Source organism: Nitritalea halalkaliphila LW7, assembly GCF_000265075.1.
In the GTDB taxonomy this organism is placed as follows: Bacteria; Bacteroidota; Bacteroidia; order Cytophagales; family Cyclobacteriaceae; genus Nitritalea; species Nitritalea halalkaliphila.
The window spans coordinates 38,440-59,703 of record NZ_AJYA01000029.1; the positions used below are offsets into that span (position 1 = coordinate 38,440).

Consider the following 21,264-nt stretch of genomic DNA (forward strand, 5'->3'; position numbering starts at 1 on the left):
TCGAATCCTTTATTTCCGTTATGCTATTAGATCAACCGCTAAAAAAATGGTTCACCAATGCGCAGGGTAGCGACACCGCGCTCAAGAGCATGCTTAAGTCGATCTCATGGAGAATCGTGGGCACCTTAGACACTATGGTCATCGCCTATTTTATCACCGGGCAGCTGACCATGGCGGTATCCATCGGGTCTATAGAAGTATTCAGTAAAATCATCTTATACTATTTCCATGAACGCGCCTGGGAAAAAGTCACCACTACCAAAAAGGAACATGAACGAAGCGAAGAACTTGCCTGACTTACGTCAGCACCTCTCTACATTAGATGCCGCCGCGGGCTTACGTTACCTAGCAGAGGCCTTTCCAGGTGGCGTAACCTTTAGCAGCTCACTGGGAAAGGAAGATCAGGTCATCACACACCTCATCGCAGCCGAAAACCTGCCCATTCACATCTTCAGCCTAGATACGGGACGTCTTTTCCCTGAGACGCTAGACCTTCTGGCACGTACTACCGCTCGCTACAGCAGCCCCATCGAAGTTATCTACCCCCCACAGGAACCCTTAGAGCGCTGGGTGCGCACAAACGGAATAAACGGCTTCTACGAAAGCATAGAAAAGCGGAAGGGCTGCTGCGCCCTGCGCAAAGTGGAAGGCCTGAAAAGAGGGCTAGCGGGTAAGCAAGTCTGGATCACGGGCCTCCGCGCCGAGCAGAGCGAAAACCGTGCCTCCATGCCTCTACTAGAATGGGACTCGAATTTCCACTTGTTCAAATACAATCCACTCCTCCACTGGACAGATGCCGACGTGGATGCCTTTATCGAAAAAGAAGCCGTCCCCTATAATCCTCTCCACGATAAAGGATACCCTAGTATCGGTTGCGCCCCCTGTACCCGCGCCATCCAGCCTGGCGAAGATAGCCGAGCAGGCCGCTGGTGGTGGGAAAGTTCACACAAAGAATGTGGGTTACATGTAAAATAAATAGCCATGAAACAGACAACATTAATCGATCATAAAGAAGCTGCTTCCATTCATATTTTACGGGAGGTGGCTGCGCAGTTTGAGCGCCCCGTGCTGCTCTTTTCTGGTGGTAAAGACTCCATTACGCTGGTGCGCTTAGCACAAAAGGCCTTCTATCCGGCCAAAATTCCTTTTCCGCTCTTGCACATCGACACGGGACATAACTTTCCTGAAACGATCGCTTTCCGAGATCAGCTCGTAGAAGAACTCGGACTCACCCTCATCGTTCGGCAGGTACAAGACGCCATCGATCAGGGATTAGTCAAAGAAGAAAAGGGACGCTATGCGAGCCGTAATAGCTTGCAGACCGTCACCTTGTTAGCGGCCATCGAGGAGTTTAAGTTCGACGCCTGCATCGGCGGCGCGCGCCGCGATGAGGAAAAGGCCAGGGCCAAAGAAAGGGTATTCTCCGTCCGTGATGACTTCGGTCAGTGGGATGAAAAAAATCAGCGGCCTGAGCTATTTGACATGCTTAATGGCCGCATCGACCAGGGCCAAAACGTCCGCGCTTTTCCGATTTCAGACTGGACAGAGTTAGACGTCTGGGAGTACATCCGCCGCGAAAATATCCAAATTCCGAGCATTTACTTTGCGCATCAGCGCGAGGTCTTCTTCCGAGATGGACTGGTATGGACAGCAAACGAGCACGTGTACCGAGAGCCGCATGAGCAGGTAGAAAGCCACTGGGTGCGTTTCCGTACGGTAGGTGACATGACCTGCACAGCGGCAGTGCTTTCGGAGGCAAAAACCTTAGATGAGGTCGTCGCTGAAATTCGCAGTTCGACGCTTTCAGAGCGGGGGGCACGCATCGACGACAAACGCTCGGAGGCAGCCATGGAAACTAGAAAAAAAGCAGGGTATTTTTAATACAGGAGACATGCAAGAGGTAAAAAAACTAATCACAATCGCCACGGCAGGATCAGTAGATGATGGCAAGAGTACACTTATCGGGCGCTTACTCTATGAGACGAATTCCCTGCCTACAGATAAGCTGGAAGCCATCGAGCGGTCCAGCAAACAAAAAGGCTACGATTATCTGGATTTCTCACTGGCTACCGATGGCCTGATCGCAGAAAGAGAGCAAGGCATCACGATCGATGTGGCACATATTTATTTCAATACGGAGCGTACGAATTATATCATCGCAGATACGCCTGGGCATGTGGAATATACACGCAACATGGTCACGGGTGCTTCCAAAGCGCAAGTGGCCATTATCCTGATCGATGCACGTAAAGGGGTGCTCGAACAGACGTATCGACACTTCTTTATCAGCAACTTGCTGCAAATGCGGCATGTCATCGTGGCGATTAATAAGATGGATCTCGTCGGCTACGAAGAGGAGGTCTTCGAGCGCATACGAGGAGAGATGGAAGAGCTCGTGGCCAAAAGTGATTTCCGGCCAGAACAGGTGCATTACCTACCAGTCTCGGCACTGTATGGAGACAATATTACGGTACGTTCGGAACGCATGCCTTGGTACCCAGGAAATGCCCTTTTACCGCATTTAGAAGTATTAGAAGAAGAGGAGCTACAAGGAAGCGGCTCAGAAGCCCGTTTTCCGGTCCAGTATGTCATTCGCCCGAAAACAGCCAGCCATCCGGATTTTCGGGGCTTGGCGGGCACTGTTTATGGAGGCCGCTTCACCGTAGGGCAGGAAATCGTGGTGCTCCCTTCCTTGAAAACCTCTCGCATCATGGCGATCCATCAGTATACCGACCAAGTAGAAACAGCTGAAGCAGGTATGGCTCCAGTACTGGTTTTGGCAGATGATATCGACGTGAGCCGTGGAGATATGATCGTGCCCTTGCATGCGCGCCCACAGTCGGTAAAGGAAGTAAGTGCTACGATTTGTCAGCTGAATAGCCAGCCGCTGCGTGTCGGCCAGCGTCTGCTGCTGCAGCATGGCGTGAATCGCGTGCACGCGAAAGTGACCGCTATCGAGGGGCGTATCCCTACAGATTTTGGCTCGGCTGAAGCTGCGGAATCTCTCGGCTTAAATGAAATCGGGCAAGTGCGTTTTAAATTGAGTAAGCCCATCCATGTAGATGCCTTCTCCTTAAACCGCCATACCGGTAGCTTTATTTTGATCGATGAACAGGGACACGATACCCTGAGCGTCGGTTTCGTACAGTAAGTTGTTTCCTGCTAATCGCGCCCTTACTCATGTGAAGGGCGTGGTTTTATTTCTATTACCCTACTTACCCCATAGACCATGCAAAGTTTTAGAACAGAAATAGAAAACCCAATCGTAGAGCAAGACATCATCGAGCTCGAACGTAAGATACGCCTGTACAAAGAAGGCAAAATAGACGAAGAAAAATTCCGCAGCCTGCGCCTCGCACGCGGGGTTTACGGGCAGCGACAGCCCGGCGTGCAGATGGTGCGGATAAAATTGCCCTACGGGCAAGTCACTCCCAAACAGCTCGAGCGGATCGCTTCTGTTTCGGACCGCTACTCCACAGGCAAGCTACACATCACTACCCGTCAAGACATCCAAATCCACCATGTGGCACTGGAGCGCACGCCAGAGCTATGGGAGGAGTTAGAACGCGACCACATTACGATAAGAGAAGCCTGCGGCAATACGGTGCGAAATATTACAGCATCGGAGCGCGCAGGGGTGGATCCAGAGGAGGCATTCGATGTTAGCCCCTATGCTGAGGCGATGTTTCAGCACTTTTTACGTAACCCTGTCTGCCAAGAAATGGGGAGAAAAATTAAAATTGCTTTTTCTTCCTCTGCGCAAGATACGGCGCTGGCTTACCTGCATGACCTGGGCTTCATCGCGCGCATACAGGAAGGCCAGCGTGGTTTTACGGTGCTGCTGGCTGGTGGTTTGGGTTCTCAGCCAAGAAAAGCAGATCTGATCGCGGAATTCATGCCCGCCGATGAAATTCTGCCCTTTTCGGAAGCCGTTTTACGGGTCTTCGATCGCTATGGGGAGCGGGCCAAGCGGATGAAAGCACGCCTCAAGTTTTTGGTTGCAGACCTCGGCGTGGAGGCATTTTTAGCTTTAGTGGAAGAAGAGCGGCGCGCACTTCCGGAGCAGCGCATTCCCATTCCGGTAGGGGCTGCGATTTCCTTACCTGAGCCCCCGCCTGCTGAGGTGACACCCATTCCGGCAGCGCAGCAAGGGGCCTTTGCGCTTTGGCGCAGCCTAAATGTGCTCCCACAAAAACAGGCACATTATGTAAGTGTGGGCATAAAAGTGCGTTTGGGTGACTTTACCAGCGACGAAGCACGCGCCATCAGCCAGCTGCTTTCAGCATTTCCGACGGCTGACATGCGTTTCACCCTGCGGCAAAACCTCCTTATCCGTCACATTCCTGAAGGACGGCTAGAGGAACTTTACTTGGGGCTGGCAGCCTTGAACTTTGCAGAACCTGGCTATGAGGGACTTAGTGACATTACTGCTTGCCCAGGGACGGATACCTGCAACTTGGGAATCGCATCTTCCACGGGGGCAGCGCGTGTGCTCGAAAATGTGGTCGCAGATGAATTTCCTGATTTCTTGGGTAATAAGGCCATCAGCATAAAGATTTCGGGCTGCATGAATGCCTGCGGGCAGCATAATATGGCCGCGATCGGCTTTCAGGGCATGTCCATCAAGGTGGGCAAGGCAGTTTTACCGGCACTACAGGTGCTATTAGGAGGGCATAATGCAGGCAATGGCCAAGCGCGATTCGCGGATAAGGTGATCAAGATACCGAGCAAACGGGGCCCTGAAGCGCTCCGCTGGCTCCTTCGTGATTATGCAGAAAACGCTTACCCAGAACCTTTTCATGTGTATTATGAGCGGCAGGGGGATCGGTATTTTTATGATTTGCTGAAGCCCTTAAGTGGTACGGAAGAGGTACAAGAAAGCGACTTTATAGACTGGGGCCACGAAAATCCCTACGTGAAGGCCATCGGCGTAGGCGAGTGTGCCGGTGTTGTTATCGATTTAATCAGCACGCTCCTGCTTGAGGCTGAGGAGAAATTAGCATTAGGACTAGACGCTCTAGCAGCTGAGCGCTGGGGAGATAGTCAGTATTACAGCTATGCCGCGGCGATTTTGGCCGCCAAGGCCATCCTCTTACAGGAGGGCAAACAGGAAAACAATTATGCTGCACTGATTCGTGCCTTTGAGGAAGAGTACGTGGCCTCCGGCAAACTAAAAGGCATCTCCTTAGTGGCTTTGGTGGAAGGCTTTAAGCAAGTACCGACTGCGGAGAAGGCCAAGCAGCTCGCCAGCCAAGCGGAAACATTTATCGCGGCCATACGCAGCCATAGAGAACAGGAGGTACAAGGATGAAAACAGGAAATCAAAATACGAAGCCTCATGTCACCCTGTTAGGGGCAGGGCCAGGTGATCCCGAGTTGATGACTTTAAAGGGGATTTTAGCCTTAAATAAAGCTGACGTCGTGCTATACGATGCCTTAGTGGATCCCGCATTACTGGCACACGCCCCTGCTACGGCGATCAAGCGTTTTGTGGGTAAGCGTGCGGGAGCGGCATCCAGCAGCCGGCAGGAAGACATTCAGGCACTTTGTGTGGAGATGGCGGTAGCTCATGGACATGTGGTGCGCCTTAAAGGAGGGGATCCTTTCGTGTTCGGGAGAGGGCATGAAGAATGGGAGCATATTCAGGCGGCAGGTGTTTCGGTGAGTTATATTCCCGGCATCAGCTCTGCCATCGCCGTGCCTGGCCTGGCAGGGATTCCCGTAACCAAACGCGGCGAAAGTGAAAGCTTCTGGGTCATCACAGCAACTAAAAGTGATGAATCCCTGTCGCGGGACATCGCGCTGGCGGTGCGTTCCACCGCCACTGTGGTCATCTTAATGGGCATGCGCAAAATCGACCAAATCGCCGCACATTACCGGGCTGCCGGATCTCCGGACTTACCCGCAGCAGTGCTCATTTCTGGCAGCACAGCGTGCAGCCAAGTACATAGTGGGTCCATCGTGGAGCTGGCAGATAAATTTAGTAGTGCCTCTACTGACGAACTGGCAGGCCCAGGCATTATCCTCATCGGAGAGGTAGCGAAACATGCTGCCGTACAGCGGGCTGCTGCATTACGTTTCCAACCCTTTATTCCCCAAATCGCATGAATCCCTTATACCCTATCTTCGTGAAGGCCGCCGAAGTGCCCATCTTGCTGGTGGGCGCGGGGTTTGTCGGCACAGAAAAAATAGATTTCCTCTTAAAATCAAGCCCACGGGCCAAAGTCACCGTAGTGGCTCCCTTTATCCGCGAGGAGTTTCGGGAAACCATAGCCGCCTATCCGGAGGCGCAGCTACGTATAGAAGAGCGCCCTTCCGTGAGAGCGACTTGAGTGGACATGTCATCGTCATCGCGGCCACGGATGATGTCGCCTTAAATCGGCACATCGCCGCCTTAACCCGCGCTGCTGAGAAACTGGTAAATGTGGCCGACACCCCTCCGCTTTGTGACTTTTATCTAGGGGGAATCGTCACCAAAGGCCATGTAAAGGTGGCCATCAGCACGAATGGAAAATCACCTACGACGGCTAAGCGCCTACGGCAGCTATTGGAGGAGATTTTACCGGATGAATTGGATGAACTGGTACTGCACCTGGACCAGTACCGCAAGCAGTTGAAAGGAGACTTCGAGGCGAAGGTACAGGCCTTAAACGAGCATACGAAAAGCCTGATTCATTAGCGCCATTATTCCTTTAGGAGGAGCATCCGCATGCCGATTTTTTGCGCTCCCGCGCAAAGAAAAATGCCCCCGACATGCCTTACAGCTATCGGGGGCTTTCTTTAGATGCTTAATTAAACGGGCCTATCCGTCTTAGGGGCAGTCACCTGCCAGGGCTTTTACTTCTGCCTTCGAGCGGACAGGCAGGGTACGGTAAATCACGATTTCCGGCTCAGCATAGCGGGTCGGCTGTTCAATTTCGTAGATAAGCTGAACACGAATTTCATCCGGAGCCATGTCGCGAGCCACCTGCTCGGCATTAGCTGCTAAATTTCCGCTTACGCTAACTCCTTCGAAAGTAAGCAGATCAAAAGGAAACTCCGCCTTATCTGTTTTGTCTGGCCCCAGATTAAATTTCGCACTTTTTAAACGCATGCCCAGTGCGGAAGCTTCTCGCTGCAAAAAAGCGATTGGCTTATCGAAGCGTAAAGTTGATTCGAACGTAAGCTGACAGCTGCCCTCGACGATGCGACGTTCATAAACCGTTTCGGTCACTAATTCTGGCATGGTTTGAAAGGCAAAAATACCCCATGGAATCGTTGAAAGGGGTTTATAACTGCTCCCATTTGCTTGAAAATCTTTAGCGGAAAGGGATATGGTAAAGCCTCTTTGTGGCTGAAAGTCAAGGGGCGAAACAGTAAACCGAAATAAATCGCGCATATAAAGCGTATGGCGTCCTGAAACTGAAAGCGGAGCACCTATGTACCCTTGAAAATTTTCATTTAATGCAGCCAGTTCCTGCATAAAAACGTCAGCAGAAGAGCTTCCTGGATTGGAAGAACCTACAGTAGCAAAGCCCTCTTGGCCCAAACGCTCCCGGATAGATGCAATGCTAGGGGCGTGTATTTGGTTAGAAGAGAAAAAAGGATTTACTAAAGCCGGGTGCGTACTTATGGGCTGAAGTCTGCTCGACCACACGAAATCGCCGAAAGGCTCCGCATCTAATGTAGTGGCGTCCATAGACCAAATAAAAATATTCAACTGATCTTCCCAGTTTAACGCAGCATTATCGTAGCTACTTAAATTAAAGTCAACAGAACCCCAGCCGCCTGTAACTTGAACACCAGTGATGGCAGAAAGGCTTAAATCAGGATTTGCTACATCCAAGAAAGGCCCATTCTCCGAAAAGTCATTAAAACTCAAAAAGCTTTTGGGAGTACCGGAGGAGTTTAAGGCAAGTCCTACACGAACCATACCAGATGCTCCAAGCTCGTTTGTGTAAAAAAGGATACGAAATCTCCCCTGATACTTGTTGTATAAGGCATAAAAAGGAGTCTGAACTGGGTTGTTTGGCGTTCCGAAATCACGTGCAACTAAAACCCAACCGTCCTCTGGATACATGTCTTTATTGACGGTATTAAGTGGATTACCCTGTTCAAAAAAAGGACTTGTTGTTTGAACCTGAATAGCATTTTGACCTGGTGTAGCAGGGCGGACAAAAAGGTTCCAGTTACCCACTTCGGTCCAATCCCAAGAGGGATCTGAATTTGGGTCGTTTACTTCCAGAATTCTAGCTCCGAAAGGCTGTCCTTCGACAGTTTCGAAATCAATAGGATTTAACTCTTTTTCCTTATCCTGGGCTATTTCCTCAACTTGACTACACCCAAAGGCTAAAAGTAAAATAAAAAGAACATAGAGTTTTTTCATGGCTTAGTTTTATTTACATAATTGTAAATATATTTATAAAACTCTAATAAACCTATTGATTACAGGATGGATAACAAAAACTTAACACAGAAAATCTGGTAGGTAAAAGGCAACTAACACCCAGAATCCTCAAGTAATCTGGTTAAAAAAAGCCAACCTTTCTGAATTGGTTTTGGCATAGAGCAGCTAAGTCTGCTCTATACTTCAATGAAAAAATTGAGTTAAAGCTAAAAAAAGGCCTCCAAAATTGGAGGCCTTTTTACTATGGATTGTTGATTAGATTAGTTGAATAGATAACGAACACCTAACTGCATGTTCCACACGTTACCGAAGGCGGTAGACTGACGGAAGGTCTCATTAACTAGTTCAGTTGTTCCGGGATTAGGCTGAACACGGAATACAGGCTCCCCAGCAGCATTGGTACCGCGATACTGAAGTGGGTTACGCTGCCATTCGATTTGAGGAACACCCCAATTTGGGTTCAGCATGTTATTAAAGTTCATGATATCGATACGAAGCTCTAAGCGATTTTTCTTATCATTCGTTACGTCGATTCTTTGTGCAAAGGAAAGGTCAAATCTATGAACCCAAGGACGAAGTCCTGCATTACGAGCAATCACAGTACCTCTAGCTGCACTTAATGCCGCATCTTGATCAATGAAAGCATCAAAGATTTCAGCCTGCATCTCTGGAGTATATCTGATTCCACCAAGAGTAAACTCTTCGAAGTTTAAATCAGATGCTCTATTTGGAACAAATAGAAGTCGGTCTTGTGCATCCCCAATATTTCGGATATTATTTAAACCTCCGCCATTTGCCATTGTATAACTCCAACGACCAGCATTACCTCCGTCATACACCAAAGAGATGGTTGTATTATCGATATTGTAGTTTAATGTAGAGATGATTCTATGCGGCTGATCGAAGTTAGCAAAACTTAATTCAGGAGCATTTCGATCTTGTTTTACAACAGATGGCCATAAAGACTGAGCCTGGGAACCACCTGTAGCATCGATATCACGCGCCCTAGAAAGTGTATAGGCAGCGAAGACACTTAAACCATTTGAGAAATCCTTCGCTAAACTCACTGTACCAGAAATATAATCAGGAAGAACTTGAGAGTTTGTTAAGAAGAACACTTGACGGAAGAAATCATCACCAGAAGGACCGAAAAGACCTGGCTGAGGAGTCCAAATAGGACGCTGATCCGGACCATTCCATACCGCATCCGGCTCACGGATAATGATATTCTGTGCTACAGGAGCCGTTACATCGCGTGAGTAGATAAAGTCCACGGAACCGATGATACCAAAAGGAAGACGCATATCCGCTGCAAGAGTCGTTCTCCAAGTCTGAGGCAAACGGAAGTTACGATCAGTTAGGTTAAGCTCTGTTCCTAAAGTCTGTGATGGGTTCTCAGGTAAGAATGCATTTACATCTGGTGTGAAGATGATATTATTGTCGATCACTTCTTGACCTTCGAAACCTAAGATACCTCTAACTACACCTGAACCATTCACCTGGTTGGATAACCATACGAAAGGAAGACGACCGGAGAAAACACCAGTACCTCCACGAAGTACTAAGCTCCTATCTCCTTTCACATCGTAGTTAAAACCGAATCTTGGTGAGAATAGCGGGTTAACAGTAGGGAAGGCAGTTACATCAGGTACTAAAGTACCGCCATTTGGAAGGTTAAACTCACGGTTTAAGTCATCCAATAATTCATTACGCGGCAACTCAGTTGGGTAGAAAGGTAGATCCACACGAAGACCACCCGTTAACTTCAAGCGAGGATTTACTTGGAACTCATCCTGAACGTAGAATCCAAGCTGTCCGAATCGTGTCGCATCAGTTGGAGGAGTTAAGGATCCATCCAAGGCAAAGCTTCTAGCGAAAGCATCAGGGAAAACAGTAGGGTCCTGATCTAAAACAGCTGCCTTAAAGCGATCGAAACCAATAAATCTGTAGTGCGTGTTAAAAACAGGGTTAAAGGCATTATCGAACGTCATGAACTCGAAGTTACCACCTACAGTCACTGTATGCTTGCCTTGGAAGTAGGTGAAGTTATTCGTGATATTAAGTACATTGTTTTCTAACAAGTTACCTACAGAGAACAATTCATTACCCATGGACATGAAGTAAAGTAACTGACCTGACTCATCTGGCTCCAGTACTTCGATGAATGGAAACTCTTGTCCACCAGGAATACCACGACGTGGATCAGCGATGGCCGTATAGCCAATGTTCAATTGGTTCGACATATTGTTACCAATACGCGTATTCAATTCAGCGGCTATAGACTCTACCAAGCGATCGTTGGTGTAGTTTGCATTACGGAAATTGATAGCTTCTACACCAGTACGACTCGTGTTACCGAAACGCGTAATATTTCGTGTTGAGTTGGCGTTCGTTGCAATATCTTGGAAAGAGCTAAAGCGATTATATCGAACCCAAAGTTTGTTGTTGTTATTGATGTTATAATCTAAACGAATATTCAAACGCGTCTGCTCGGAACCAAAAGGATAGGAATCAGGCTCACCTGCGTCATAACCAAAGTTTTCTAACAAACGCTGACGTACCATGTTAGCATCTTCAATACGTACGCGAGAGATGAATAAACCATCAGGCGTTTCTCCCGGACGTGCAGCTCTTCTTAGGATAGAAGGACGAAGCTCTTCTTCCTGCTCATAGTTCACAAAGAAGAATAATTTATTTTTAATGATAGGACCACCTAAGCGGAAACCCATAATTTCATTTCTTGCCTCATTCTGTGGAAGGAACTGATCACCCAAACGCGTACCGCGCATCTGATCGTTTCTTAAGAAGTAGTAAGCAGAACCTCTGAAAGTGTTGTCACCAGAACGTGTTACAGCATTCACACCAGCACCAGTAAAACCACCTTGTCTTACATCGTAAGGAGCTAAGTTAACTTGAATCTCTTCGATAGCGTCGATAGAAATCGGGCTACCACCTGCAAACTGACCTGTGCCAAGTCCGAAGTTGTTGTTATAAATCGAACCGTCAAGCGTGAAGTTGTTAAATCGAGAGCTAGTTCCTGCGAAAGAGTTACCGTTAGACTGAGGGGTTAAACGCGTTAAATCGTTAACACTTCGGTTAACAGTAGGAAGCTGGTTTAAACGCTCATTATCTAAGTTGATACCAGAACCCGTTCTATCTGCATCGAAAAGAGACCCTTTTCCTGCGGTTACTTCTACGGCTTCTAACGTGATACCGTCATCTAAGACTGCGTTAATCACGTAGTTCTGACCAAGACCAAGAACGATGTTATCGAATACTTTGTCTTCAAAGCCAATGTAGCTGATCGTTACTGTGTAAGGTCCCCCTACACGAACGTTAGGAAGGATCCAACGTCCATCCAAATTTGTTACAGCGCCGTAACGGGTACCTGAAGGGTTGTGGATCGCGACCACATTAGCTCCTGGTAAGAAATCACCCGTGTCATCTGCAACAGAACCCTGCATGTTAGCAGTCGTCACACCTTGCGAAAATGCCACCCCCGTCACGAAGACGAACAGGAACATCGCAAAAAGACTCTTTAGTAATGATTGCCTCATAATAATTGTTTTTTGTGGAAAATATTTGTCTTTGGTTTAATGTACTTTTCCGGCTACAAATGTACAGGACTTCCGCAAGCATTTATTTTAGGAATTGTTAAGTTTTAACGTTTATTCACATGACGACTTAACATTAACTTAACATTGGTAGCGAAGCATTCTTTGCTTCATCCTCGAAATCGACCGATTTTACCCTAAAAATAAACGCTTATCGAAACAGAAGGAAAACTTCATTTGGCCATACCTTGTTATGTTAAGAGATTATTACCTGTATGTTATGCAGATTTTCCATAATAAATCGCTATAAAAAAGCAGTTTGAATGCCTAAAAAAGCATTATATTTGGTCATGGACAAAAAACGCCTTCTTCCTCTCTATCTCTTTTTATTCGCCGCCCTTCTAGATGTCTATTTTACCGCCTCTGGACTCATCAGCTACCGGTATTTCTCCAAACCACTGATCATTACCTGCTTACTTATCTTCTTTTACAGCCAAAGTATCGTCATATCGGGAAGCATCCTGCGCAAAAGCATCGTGGCGGCGCTTGTATTTTCCCTCATAGGAGACATACTTCTCCTCTTCCCCTCCCTATTTCTCTATGGCCTCGGCGCTTTCCTGATGGCGCACGTCAGCTATATCGCCGCCTTTAAAATCGGCCAGAAAAAAGCCTTTTCCATAGAAAACATCAATTTTTTCAATCTTTTCCTGTACAATCTCCCCATATACATCGGGGCTGCCATCGTTTATTTTCTCATCTCTCCCGGCTTAGGAGAACTTCGCATCCCCGTCATTATATACCTTATCGTCATAGTGACCATGGCCACCACCGCCCGAGAACGCTTTAAAAAAACCAACTCCGCCAGCTTTTGGCAAACCTTTATCGGCGCCCTCCTCTTTATGCTTTCAGATGCTTTACTGGCACTAAATCTCTTTTTCCGCCCATTCGAAGAAGCCGGCGTACTGGTCATGGGTACCTACGCCATCGCACAGCTATTAATCGTCATGGGAATGCGTGAACATTTTATGTATATGCTGCGCGAAATCGGCACTTAAGGCGTACCACCTTAGACAGTAAACGAATCTAAGCGCTTAATTTTGGGCTTTCCTCTCTTGAATGTGTACCTTGTAAGGGAAATTAATTACATCAGTACATGAAAAAAATTTTAAGCTCCCTAAGCTTTATGCTCCTGACGCTGTGGACAGTGCAGGCACAGAACATTACTTTGGACCCCAGGGTCCAAAAGGGAAAGCTTCCAAATGGCTTTACCTACTACATCCAGCATAACCCAAAACCCGCTAACAAGGTCGAACTACGCCTGGTCGTAAATGCCGGCTCTGTCCTGGAAGAGGATCACGAAAGCGGCCTCGCACACTTTACCGAACACATGGCCTTTAACGGCAGTGAGAATTTCGAGAAAAATGAATTGGTTTCCTACCTCCAAAGTGTGGGCGTACAGTTTGGCGGCGACCTGAACGCCTTCACCAGCTTCGACGAGACAGTATATATGTTGCCCATCCCCTCTGATGATCCAGAAATTCTCGAAAATGGCTTCCTAGTGCTGCGTGACTGGGCAGTGGGCTTGAGCTTCGACGAAGAGGAAGTTGAAAATGAAAAAGGTATTATCGAGGAAGAGTGGAGGGGAAGCTTAGGCTTTTCTCAGCGCTTTAGCCAGACGCTGATAAAAACGCTTTTGGCGGGATCTGCTATCCGGATCGCCTTCCCATAGGAGATATCGAAATCGTTAAAGGTGCTGATGCAGCGACCCTCCGTGGATTTTACGAGCGCTGGTACCGCCCCGAAAATATGGCGCTCGTAGCAGTGGGAGATGTAGATGAAGCGACCCTACGTCAGCTTACGGAAAAGTATTTTGGTGATATCGCCGCTACGGACGGCGGTTTTACACGACCTCAACTCGCAGCGCCTATGCCCACTGCGCCCGTGGCCAAGGTTTTACGAGATGATGAAGCACCAGGAACCATCTCTTTATTAGTCTATTCCCTTCCCGCTGTAGGGTACACCAACCTGCAATCCCTTCGCGAACGCTTACAGTACACGCTTTATGCTGCACTTCTAAATCAGCGATTTGCGGAGCTTTCTGAAGATCCCGAAAGCCCCTTTTTATTTGCGAGCGCCTCTTATTCGCCATTGGTACGCTCAGTGGATAACTTTATGCTCCAGGGGGTGGCCAAAGACGGTTCCGCAGAAGCCACATTAAGAGCGCTAGCCATAGAAGCAAACCGAGCTGCACAGCATGGTTTTACAGCTCAGGAAATCGAAAGAGCGAAAAAAAGCATTTTGAATAATGTCGAGCGCAGCGCAAAAGAGGCCGATAAAAAAGAATCTTCCGCCCTCGTGAGCCGCTACCAAAGCCATTTTCTGGGGCAAGGCTACGGCATGGATGAAGCCACTACCCTTGCCATTTATACAGAACTGCTTCCTAATATAAGCGTAGCAGATATACAGCGCGCCGGCCAAAAAATGATTCAGCATGAACGATCTGCCAGCTTCTTTTTGGCTCCGCCAAATGTAACAGGCATACCCGAAGAGACAGAAACCTTTCAGTTGTTAGCTGAGGTGGCCGCTATGGAATTAACCCCTAAAGAAGAAGAGCAGCTAGCGGATAGACTCCTAGCTGAACTTCCTGAGGCGGGAAAGATTTCCGCTACTAACTACCATGAGGAACTGGATGTAAAAGCACTCACATTCGAAAATGGTGCTCGCGTTTTTTACAAACAGACCGATTTTAAAAATGATGAAATTGTATTTCGGGTGCTTGGCAAAGGAGGAATTTCACTGACCGCTGCCGAAGATCACTACAGTGCCATTTCGGCTGGGGTACTGATTAATACCATGGGAGTGGGTGATTTCGATCCTACACAACTGAAAAAAGTACTCGCCTGGCAAAAGTCTCAGCGTAACGCCGAATATCGGACGCTACAGTCAGGATATAGAAGGGTTTTTTAGCCCGAAAGATGCAGAGGAGGCGCTGCAGCTTATACATCTCTATTTTACCGCGCCTAGAAGAGACGAAAAGCTCTTCCAAGTATACATTAATAACAATAAAGAATATTTACGCTCAGCAGCAGGAAATCCCGACTTCCAATTTTCGATCGCCTTAAGCGAGCTAATGGCCAACAATAATCCGCGCGCTATGGGCATCAATTCGCCCGAGCAGCTTGACCTCATCAACTTAGACCGCGCGATGGATATTTATAAAGAGCGCTTTGGGAATGCAGGAAATTTCGACTTCTTTTTCACTGGAAATATCGATCCTGAGCAGTTCGAGGCCCTAGCCGCACAGTATATCGGAAGTCTACCAGGTTCCGCTTCCCGAGAAACGCCCCAGGCGCTAGCTATCTTCCCTCCACAGCAGGTAAATGAGCGCTTTTTCATCGGCCAAGATCAAAAAAGCACGGTTTTTCTACGCTATGGAACGCAGGCTCCTTACACCAAGGAGGAGGGAAGAGCTGTAGGGTACCTTTCCGATGCGCTTTCCATCATTTTGATCGAAGAAATTCGTGAAAAACTGTCTGGCGTATACAGCATTTCAGCTTCGGGAGAGGCGAGCAGAGCTCCTGACTCTCAGTATGGCCTTTCCATCTACTTCCCGTGCAGCCCCGACCAAACAGAAACACTTATCGCCGCAGTTCGTGCTGAGCTTCAAAAGATAGTAGAAAACGGAATTCCAGAAGAAACACTCGCAAAAGTAAAAGAGAAAAGAAAACGCTCCTACAGAGAAAGTCTCAACCGAAACACCTATTGGAACGCACAACTTACCTCCATTTTCCATGAGGAAACCTTTACTGCGGAAGAGTTATTCGGTTTCGAAGAAATCATCGACAACTTCCCCGCAGAGGCGGTACAGCGAATGGCTGCCAAATTATTTAAGGAAGAACAAGCGCTCGTAGTACAGCAGCTGCCAGCTGATTTTAATCAAGAAAATGCTACGAATGAGGCTGTTTTAGAAGAAAGTATGCCCTAAAGTAACAGAAGCAGGTGGAACTCAACTTATGTAATAGACTCCGTTGGGACCATTCCGTAAAAGCCTCACCCGCCAGGTGGGGCTTTTTCATAGGCATAAGGCCTGGATACTTAATAAAAAATGACTGTTTTGTTCCCCACTGGTAATACTTTTCGCTCTAGGTGATATTTAATAGCCTTCGAGAGTACGACTTTTTCGACATCCTGACCGATTTGTACCAAGTCTGAGATCGTGTTATGATGGCGTACACGCGCCACATCTTGTTCGATAATGGGTCCGGCATCTAACACTGCTGTCACATAATGGGCAGTAGCCCCGATAATTTTTACCCCTCGTTCATAAGCGGCGTGATAAGGTTTTGCACCTACGAAGGCAGGCAGAAAGGAATGGTGGATATTGATAATTTTATTTGGATAGCGTGACACGAAGTCCTCGGATAACACTTGCATGTAGCGGGCCAAAACGATAAAATCTACCTGATGTTCCGCCAAAAGTGCCAGTTGTTCCGCCTCGGCTACCTCTTTTTCACCCGATAAAACAGGGATATGATGGAAGGGGATACCGAAAGCCTCCACTATGGGGCGCAGCGTTTCATGATTGGAAAGCACAAAAGGAATCTCTACCTGAAACTGACCCGAATAATGCCGGCTTAAAACATCAAAAAGGCAGTGGGACTGCTTACTGACGAAGAGTGCCATTTTAGGCTTCTTATTTTCGATATACAGCTGATGCTTCATACCGAACTTTTTACCTATCGCCAGCTCAAAAGTGGGTAAAATATGCTCCTCAGGCAAGGAGAAGGTTTCCAGCTCCCATGCAGCGCGCATAAAAAACATGCCCGACTCCTGGTCTACATGTTGGTCTATTTCTAATATGTTTCCATAATGTGCAAAAAGAAAGTCAGAGACGGCAGCGACTATGCCCCGCTGATCTTGGCACTGTATAATCATAATGGCTTTTTTCATAGCGAAAGTATTTTGGGTTCGTGTACGCTGTAGAGCCGTAAAGTTAGGTATATTTCTTATAAAACCGTTGATTATATGCGTTATTTATAAAATTTAATCATTTCTAATGCGGAATTAATAATTTGAATATAATGGAGGCGAAAAAAAATAGACCGATGGCTTCGGTCTATTTTTTAAAGAAAGAAAAAGGCTTACCCTTATTTTTAATCTGCATCAGGTTTACTTACATTTTCGCCGAGTAATTCGGTGCCTCACGGGTGATGCTGATATCGTGTGGGTGCGACTCTTTCACCCCTGCTGCCGTAATTTTTACGAATTTTCCGTCGCGCTGTAAGGCGTCGATTGTTCCTGTACCGCAGTAGCCCATGCCCGCTTGTAATCCACCGACTAACTGATAGAGAACCTCTGCCACGAGACCTTTGTACGCTACACGCCCCACGATACCTTCAGGAACAAGCTTTTTAATATTGTCCTCCGCATCTTGGAAGTAACGATCCTTCGATCCAGACTCCATGGCTTCGAGTGAGCCCATGCCCCGATAGCTTTTAAACTTTCTGCCTTCGAAAATAATCATTTCTCCCGGAGCCTCTTCGGTACCTGCCAGTAGAGATCCGATCATAATCGAGGAAGCGCCTGCGGCAATGGCCTTTACCAAATCCCCAGAATAGCGAATCCCTCCATCGGCGATCACTGGAATGCCTTTGCCCTTTAGGGCTTCTGCGCATTCATACACGGCGGAAAGCTGCGGGACACCCACACCTGCGATAACCCGTGTGGTACAAATACTACCTGGGCCTACGCCCACCTTCACTGCATCTGCTCCTGCTTCGGCTAGGGCGAGCGCTGCTTCTGGTGTAGCGATATTTCCGACGATTACTTCTAATTCCGGGAAAGCGGCCTTGATGCGGCGACAAGTTTCGATTACACCTTTCGAATGTCCGTGTGCGGTGTCGATGGAAACTACATCCACACCCGCCTGTACGAGAGCCTCCACACGCTGCTCGATATCCGCGGTAACCCCGACGGCGGCGCCTACACGAAGACGTCCGTACTCGTCCTTACAGGCATGCGGCTTGTCTTTACGCTTTAAAATATCTTTATAGGTAATCAGGCCGGTAAGCTTGTACTGCTCATCGACGATAGGAAGCTTCTCGATCTTATATTCTTGTAAAATTTCCTCTGCAGCCTCCAGCGTCACGCCTGCCTTTGCCGTGATGAGCTTGTCCTTCGTCATGATATCCTTGATTTTCATCTGAGGATCTTTGATAAAGCGTAAGTCACGGTTTGTGATAATCCCCTTAAGGACACGCGCTGCGTCCACCACAGGAATACCCCCGATAGAAAATTCGCGCATGATGGCTTCCGCATCTTTAACGCGGGCCTCGATGTCTAAGGTAATCGGGTCTAAGATCATTCCAGCTTGAGAGCGCTTCACTTTGCGCACCTGCGCCGCCTGCTTCTCAATGCTCATGTTCTTATGAATGAAGCCGAGGCCGCCCTCCAAAGCAATGGCGATGGCCAGCTCAGCCTCCGTCACGGTATCCATGGCAGCGGAAACGAGGGGGATGTTCAAGCGAATGTTTCGAGTAAGCTGGGAGGAGGTATCCGTATCGCGGGGTAAAACTTCGGAGTATCCGGGTACCAGAAGCACGTCATCGTAGGTGAGCGCTTCGAAAAGGAATTTATCTGAATTTCTGTTCATGGCAAATTTGGTTAGGGAACCTTATTTGCCCGTCAAAGATACACAGCGGACCTGATATAAACCAAATATTTATCGGAAGAGGCGCATGTTTTTTCCTCTCACAGTATTTCGTTTTGAACTCATGCTTGGTTTAAAGGTCAGCGTATACGCTGAAACTGTCTTAAGGATGAGGCGACACCAACGATGAGCACTTCACCTGCACTCTTTTATTTATTCAAGTAATAACCTTAGTAAAGTACAAAACAATAAAATAAAAAGGCTTTATCGAAAAAAAGAGCCACTTAGTCGAAAAAAAAATAGACTAACAGGTACATCTTCTAATTTTGGCACAAGCTAAAAAAACACGCTAATGAAAAAACTCTTTTATGTCACCCTGCTAGCTTTCGGCACCCTCGCATGCATGCCTCAGGAAGCTCCTGTAACGAACGATGCCCTTGATGGTATCGCTGTAAACGCACCCCAGGGATTCACCTGGTCTAATTTTCGGACCGTGAATGTAAACTTTACGCCCCTAACCGCGCCGATGAATTTTTCCGCCCTATTCACAGTGAAAACTATGGATGGAGTAGTGCTCTATCAAGCGCTACAGGATGTAAATAGCGGTTTAAAGGTCGCTTTGAGCCTGCCGGCTCAAATGGACCGCGTAGAAATCACGTACGGCTCACTCACCGTTTCCGCAAATGCAAATCAATCTGACATCTTCTTCCAGCTCCCTACGAACAATGAATAAGCTATATACACTCTTTTTCTCTGCGGCCCTCTTACTCACCGCACTTGGTGCGCAAGCACAGCAGCAAGTTACCAACGATATGGAGTTGGGTGATCGAGCTTTTTACAACTGCTGGGCTTTCCTAGGTTTTGTAGTTAATAACTCTATCCCAATGAATGGTAGCTTCTCTGCACGCTCTGGGCAAGTTACTAATAATGTAAACCTCACTGCACAAGCCTTAGGAACTCCATGGATCCGTCTTGCAGCTGGGGATATCAGCTTCAAAGTACGAACTGATGGCAATCCCGCCACAAATAGACGCGTTTTGGTAAGTTATATACCAGTGGATACAAATGTGCCCTCCCAAAATGGCACTCCTATTACTTTCTTTACACAAGAATTCTCTAATCCGCGTTTCACCGACGTAACTACCCTCACAGTTCCTGTGCCAGCAGCCATCGTAGGTCAAACGCACCGTATCCTCATTTCTTTCTTAGGGGAAGGTGGAACGGGCCGTATGGGTGTAGATGATATCGTTATCCCTGGTGAATTCTGGCTGATCCGACCAACAACTGTCTGCCGAAAGTGGCCCCTGTTATTCCTCCGGATGTGACCACCTCTATTTTAGGTACAAATGATTTCAGCACGCTCATGTTCGAAGATTTATGGCCAGGCTTAGGGGATTATGACTTTAATGACTTCGTCGTAGGTATCAAAGCAGAGAAAGTGAGTACGGCACTAGGCGGCATTTTAAAGGAAATCAAACTTGAAATCCTTCCCCGAGCAGCAGGAGCGACGTTCCAAAACAGCTTTGCGGTAGCATTCCCTACCCTACCTAGTTCCGCCGTCACGGAAATTACCGGAACAGTTAAAGGGGGTTCTTCTATCTTCTCCTACCAAGGGAATGGAGCAGAAGCCGGCCAAAACGCGCTTTCTGTCATAATCTTCGAGAACATCAATCAAGTGATTCCTTTCGCCAATAACCCACTTCGTAACGCATCAGCCGCACCTTTCACGGCAGAGCCTATCCTCATAAGCATTAAAGTGCGCGAAAGCGCTGGTATCAAGGCAGACCAGATTAACTATGAGACCTTTAACCCTTACTTGATCGTTAATCAAAACCGAGGCCGCGAAATTCACCTGGCAGGTCGACAAGGTACTAGCTTATCTGACCCAAGCCTTTTGGGAACCAACTCGGACAACAGTCTGAACGGTACAAGCTACACCTCTGATGGAGACAATCTACCTTGGGCCATCCTCGTTCCGAAAGATATCCCTTTCATGCATGAAGGTGTGGACATTACCGAAGGATACCTTAACTTCCCTGAATGGGCACGCACCGCAGGTGAAAAATTCCCGAATTGGTTTGAGAATAATAGCGGATTCAGAAACAACAATAAGCTTTTCCGCTAAACTGGATACTTCCAGATCGTATTAAAAAAGATTTGTTTATCTAAAGGGAGGACGGTTTTCGTCCTCCTTTTTTGCGTTTCATCGAAAATAAACGGGGCTACATCGAAAGAAACCATCGTTTACGTGAAAGAAAGCTACCTTTCGTATATTCTAAAACACACTCACATGAAAACTTATCTTTTTACCTTGCTCGTGGCACTCTTCGCTTTCGCCTCCTGCATGCCGCAGGAAAATCCGTCTGTGGAGAACCTTTTTGACCAAAACGCCATGAGCGCTCCTCAGGGTTTTAATTGGTCCAGTTTTCGTTCCGTACAGGTGGAATTCGAACCACTAAAAGCACCGGTTGACTTTAGCGCACTCTTCACGGTAAGCACTCCCGAGGGCGTGGTCCTTTACCAAGCGCTTCAGCCAGCTAATGATGCCTTACGTATCGAAGTGGCCGTTCCGGCTCAGATCGAACGCCTAGACGTCAGCTTCGGCTCACTTAGCGTAAACGCAAACGCACGTCAGTCTTCTATCACCTTTAACTTCCCTGTAAATGACTAAGCTT

Annotated in this window: 18 protein-coding genes and 1 pseudogene; 15 read left to right on the forward strand and 4 right to left on the reverse strand. The window is 47.5% G+C overall.

Annotated elements, in window-relative coordinates:
- Positions 1 to 89 precede the first annotated feature (89 nt).
- The 7 genes and pseudogenes from A3SI_RS10665 to A3SI_RS10695 all read left to right on the forward strand — a co-directional run bounded on the left by A3SI_RS10665 (position 90) and on the right by A3SI_RS10695 (position 6,679).
- Complete coding sequence (locus tag A3SI_RS10665) at positions 90 to 296, forward strand: DUF2061 domain-containing protein (RefSeq protein ID WP_238531718.1); 207 nt, start codon at positions 90 to 92, stop codon at positions 294 to 296.
- A complete protein-coding gene (locus A3SI_RS10670; RefSeq protein ID WP_009055792.1) occupies positions 271 to 975 on the forward strand; it encodes a phosphoadenylyl-sulfate reductase in 705 nt (234 codons plus the stop codon). The genes A3SI_RS10665 and A3SI_RS10670 overlap by 26 nt, the downstream gene beginning before the upstream one ends.
- 6 nt (positions 976 to 981) lie before the next feature.
- Positions 982 to 1,881 (forward strand): sulfate adenylyltransferase subunit CysD, encoded by a 900-nt coding sequence (cysD, locus tag A3SI_RS10675; protein ID WP_009055793.1) that lies wholly within the window; start codon positions 982 to 984, stop codon positions 1,879 to 1,881.
- Positions 1,882 to 1,891: 10 nt separating this feature from the next.
- Positions 1,892 to 3,151, forward strand: coding sequence for a sulfate adenylyltransferase subunit 1 (locus A3SI_RS10680; protein WP_009055794.1), 1,260 nt, complete (start codon positions 1,892 to 1,894; stop codon positions 3,149 to 3,151).
- Positions 3,152 to 3,229: 78 nt separating this feature from the next.
- The gene (locus tag A3SI_RS10685; protein WP_009055795.1) at positions 3,230 to 5,311 is read left to right on the forward strand and encodes a nitrite/sulfite reductase; all 2,082 of its coding nucleotides are present in this window, start codon (positions 3,230 to 3,232) and stop codon (positions 5,309 to 5,311) included.
- Positions 5,308 to 6,108, forward strand: coding sequence for a uroporphyrinogen-III C-methyltransferase (cobA, locus tag A3SI_RS10690; RefSeq protein WP_009055797.1), 801 nt, complete (start codon positions 5,308 to 5,310; stop codon positions 6,106 to 6,108). Before A3SI_RS10685 ends, cobA begins: the two co-directional genes overlap by 4 nt.
- A pseudogene (locus A3SI_RS10695) lies at positions 6,105 to 6,679 on the forward strand (precorrin-2 dehydrogenase/sirohydrochlorin ferrochelatase family protein). The gene cobA and the pseudogene A3SI_RS10695 overlap by 4 nt, the downstream one beginning before the upstream one ends.
- A gap of 132 nt (positions 6,680 to 6,811) precedes the next feature.
- On the opposite strand, the gene A3SI_RS10700 reads toward A3SI_RS10695, so the two are convergent.
- Positions 6,812 to 8,365, reverse strand: a complete 1,554-nt coding sequence (locus A3SI_RS10700) for a hypothetical protein (RefSeq protein WP_009055799.1) — start codon at positions 8,363 to 8,365, stop codon at positions 6,812 to 6,814.
- Between the two features lie 281 nt (positions 8,366 to 8,646).
- Complete coding sequence (locus A3SI_RS10705) at positions 8,647 to 11,943, reverse strand: TonB-dependent receptor (RefSeq protein WP_040670709.1); 3,297 nt, start codon at positions 11,941 to 11,943, stop codon at positions 8,647 to 8,649.
- Between the two features lie 347 nt (positions 11,944 to 12,290).
- Here A3SI_RS10705 and A3SI_RS10710 point away from each other — a divergent pair, with 347 nt between their 5' ends.
- The 4 genes from A3SI_RS10710 to A3SI_RS17520 all read left to right on the forward strand — a co-directional run bounded on the left by A3SI_RS10710 (position 12,291) and on the right by A3SI_RS17520 (position 15,925).
- Positions 12,291 to 12,995, forward strand: coding sequence for a lysoplasmalogenase (locus A3SI_RS10710; RefSeq protein WP_040670715.1), 705 nt, complete (start codon positions 12,291 to 12,293; stop codon positions 12,993 to 12,995).
- A gap of 98 nt (positions 12,996 to 13,093) precedes the next feature.
- Positions 13,094 to 13,669, forward strand: a complete 576-nt coding sequence (locus A3SI_RS17510) for a M16 family metallopeptidase (protein ID WP_050977493.1) — start codon at positions 13,094 to 13,096, stop codon at positions 13,667 to 13,669.
- Between the two features lie 11 nt (positions 13,670 to 13,680).
- A complete protein-coding gene (locus A3SI_RS17515; protein WP_262491777.1) occupies positions 13,681 to 14,907 on the forward strand; it encodes a M16 family metallopeptidase in 1,227 nt (408 codons plus the stop codon).
- Positions 14,908 to 15,070: 163 nt separating this feature from the next.
- Complete coding sequence (locus A3SI_RS17520; protein WP_050977495.1) at positions 15,071 to 15,925, forward strand: M16 family metallopeptidase; 855 nt, start codon at positions 15,071 to 15,073, stop codon at positions 15,923 to 15,925.
- 110 nt (positions 15,926 to 16,035) lie between these two features.
- Here the strand turns inward: A3SI_RS17520 and purU are convergent, their stop codons facing one another.
- Both purU and guaB read right to left on the reverse strand, forming a co-directional pair.
- A complete protein-coding gene (gene purU / locus A3SI_RS10720; RefSeq protein ID WP_009055806.1) occupies positions 16,036 to 16,890 on the reverse strand; it encodes a formyltetrahydrofolate deformylase in 855 nt (284 codons plus the stop codon).
- Positions 16,891 to 17,113: 223 nt separating this feature from the next.
- Positions 17,114 to 18,592 (reverse strand): IMP dehydrogenase, encoded by a 1,479-nt coding sequence (gene guaB, locus A3SI_RS10725; protein ID WP_009055808.1) that lies wholly within the window; start codon positions 18,590 to 18,592, stop codon positions 17,114 to 17,116.
- Positions 18,593 to 18,941: 349 nt separating this feature from the next.
- On the opposite strand from guaB, the gene A3SI_RS10730 reads away from it, so the two are divergent.
- From A3SI_RS10730 to A3SI_RS10745, 4 genes are all read left to right on the forward strand, one after another.
- On the forward strand, positions 18,942 to 19,322 hold the full coding sequence (locus A3SI_RS10730) for a hypothetical protein (RefSeq protein ID WP_009055809.1): 381 nt from the start codon (positions 18,942 to 18,944) through the stop codon (positions 19,320 to 19,322).
- Between the two features lie 151 nt (positions 19,323 to 19,473).
- Complete coding sequence (locus A3SI_RS10735; protein ID WP_162098450.1) at positions 19,474 to 19,914, forward strand: hypothetical protein; 441 nt, start codon at positions 19,474 to 19,476, stop codon at positions 19,912 to 19,914.
- A complete protein-coding gene (locus A3SI_RS10740) occupies positions 19,887 to 20,714 on the forward strand; it encodes an LruC domain-containing protein (protein WP_009055811.1) in 828 nt (275 codons plus the stop codon). Before A3SI_RS10735 ends, A3SI_RS10740 begins: the two co-directional genes overlap by 28 nt.
- Before the next feature lie 165 nt (positions 20,715 to 20,879).
- Positions 20,880 to 21,260: a hypothetical protein gene (locus A3SI_RS10745; protein ID WP_009055812.1), complete on the forward strand. Its 381-nt coding sequence runs from the start codon at positions 20,880 to 20,882 to the stop codon at positions 21,258 to 21,260.
- Positions 21,261 to 21,264 lie beyond the last annotated feature (4 nt).

Excerpts from the sequence above, each read along its gene's own strand:
- A3SI_RS10665 (WP_238531718.1), top strand. The coding sequence starts at position 90 with ATGCTTAAGTCGATCTCATGGAGAATCGTGGGCACCTTAGACACTATG.
- A3SI_RS10670 (WP_009055792.1), top strand. The coding sequence starts at position 271 with ATGAACGAAGCGAAGAACTTGCCTGACTTACGTCAGCACCTCTCTACA.
- cysD (WP_009055793.1), top strand. The coding sequence starts at position 982 with ATGAAACAGACAACATTAATCGATCATAAAGAAGCTGCTTCCATTCAT.
- A3SI_RS10680 (WP_009055794.1), top strand. The coding sequence starts at position 1,892 with ATGCAAGAGGTAAAAAAACTAATCACAATCGCCACGGCAGGATCAGTA.
- A3SI_RS10685 (WP_009055795.1), top strand. The coding sequence starts at position 3,230 with ATGCAAAGTTTTAGAACAGAAATAGAAAACCCAATCGTAGAGCAAGAC.
- cobA (WP_009055797.1), top strand. The coding sequence starts at position 5,308 with ATGAAAACAGGAAATCAAAATACGAAGCCTCATGTCACCCTGTTAGGG.
- A3SI_RS10700 (WP_009055799.1), bottom strand. The coding sequence starts at position 8,365 with ATGAAAAAACTCTATGTTCTTTTTATTTTACTTTTAGCCTTTGGGTGT.
- A3SI_RS10705 (WP_040670709.1), bottom strand. The coding sequence starts at position 11,943 with ATGAGGCAATCATTACTAAAGAGTCTTTTTGCGATGTTCCTGTTCGTC.
- A3SI_RS10710 (WP_040670715.1), top strand. The coding sequence starts at position 12,291 with ATGGACAAAAAACGCCTTCTTCCTCTCTATCTCTTTTTATTCGCCGCC.
- A3SI_RS17510 (WP_050977493.1), top strand. The coding sequence starts at position 13,094 with ATGAAAAAAATTTTAAGCTCCCTAAGCTTTATGCTCCTGACGCTGTGG.
- A3SI_RS17520 (WP_050977495.1), top strand. The coding sequence starts at position 15,071 with ATGGCCAACAATAATCCGCGCGCTATGGGCATCAATTCGCCCGAGCAG.
- purU (WP_009055806.1), bottom strand. The coding sequence starts at position 16,890 with ATGAAAAAAGCCATTATGATTATACAGTGCCAAGATCAGCGGGGCATA.
- guaB (WP_009055808.1), bottom strand. The coding sequence starts at position 18,592 with ATGAACAGAAATTCAGATAAATTCCTTTTCGAAGCGCTCACCTACGAT.
- A3SI_RS10730 (WP_009055809.1), top strand. The coding sequence starts at position 18,942 with ATGAAAAAACTCTTTTATGTCACCCTGCTAGCTTTCGGCACCCTCGCA.
- A3SI_RS10735 (WP_162098450.1), top strand. The coding sequence starts at position 19,474 with ATGAATGGTAGCTTCTCTGCACGCTCTGGGCAAGTTACTAATAATGTA.
- A3SI_RS10745 (WP_009055812.1), top strand. The coding sequence starts at position 20,880 with ATGAAAACTTATCTTTTTACCTTGCTCGTGGCACTCTTCGCTTTCGCC.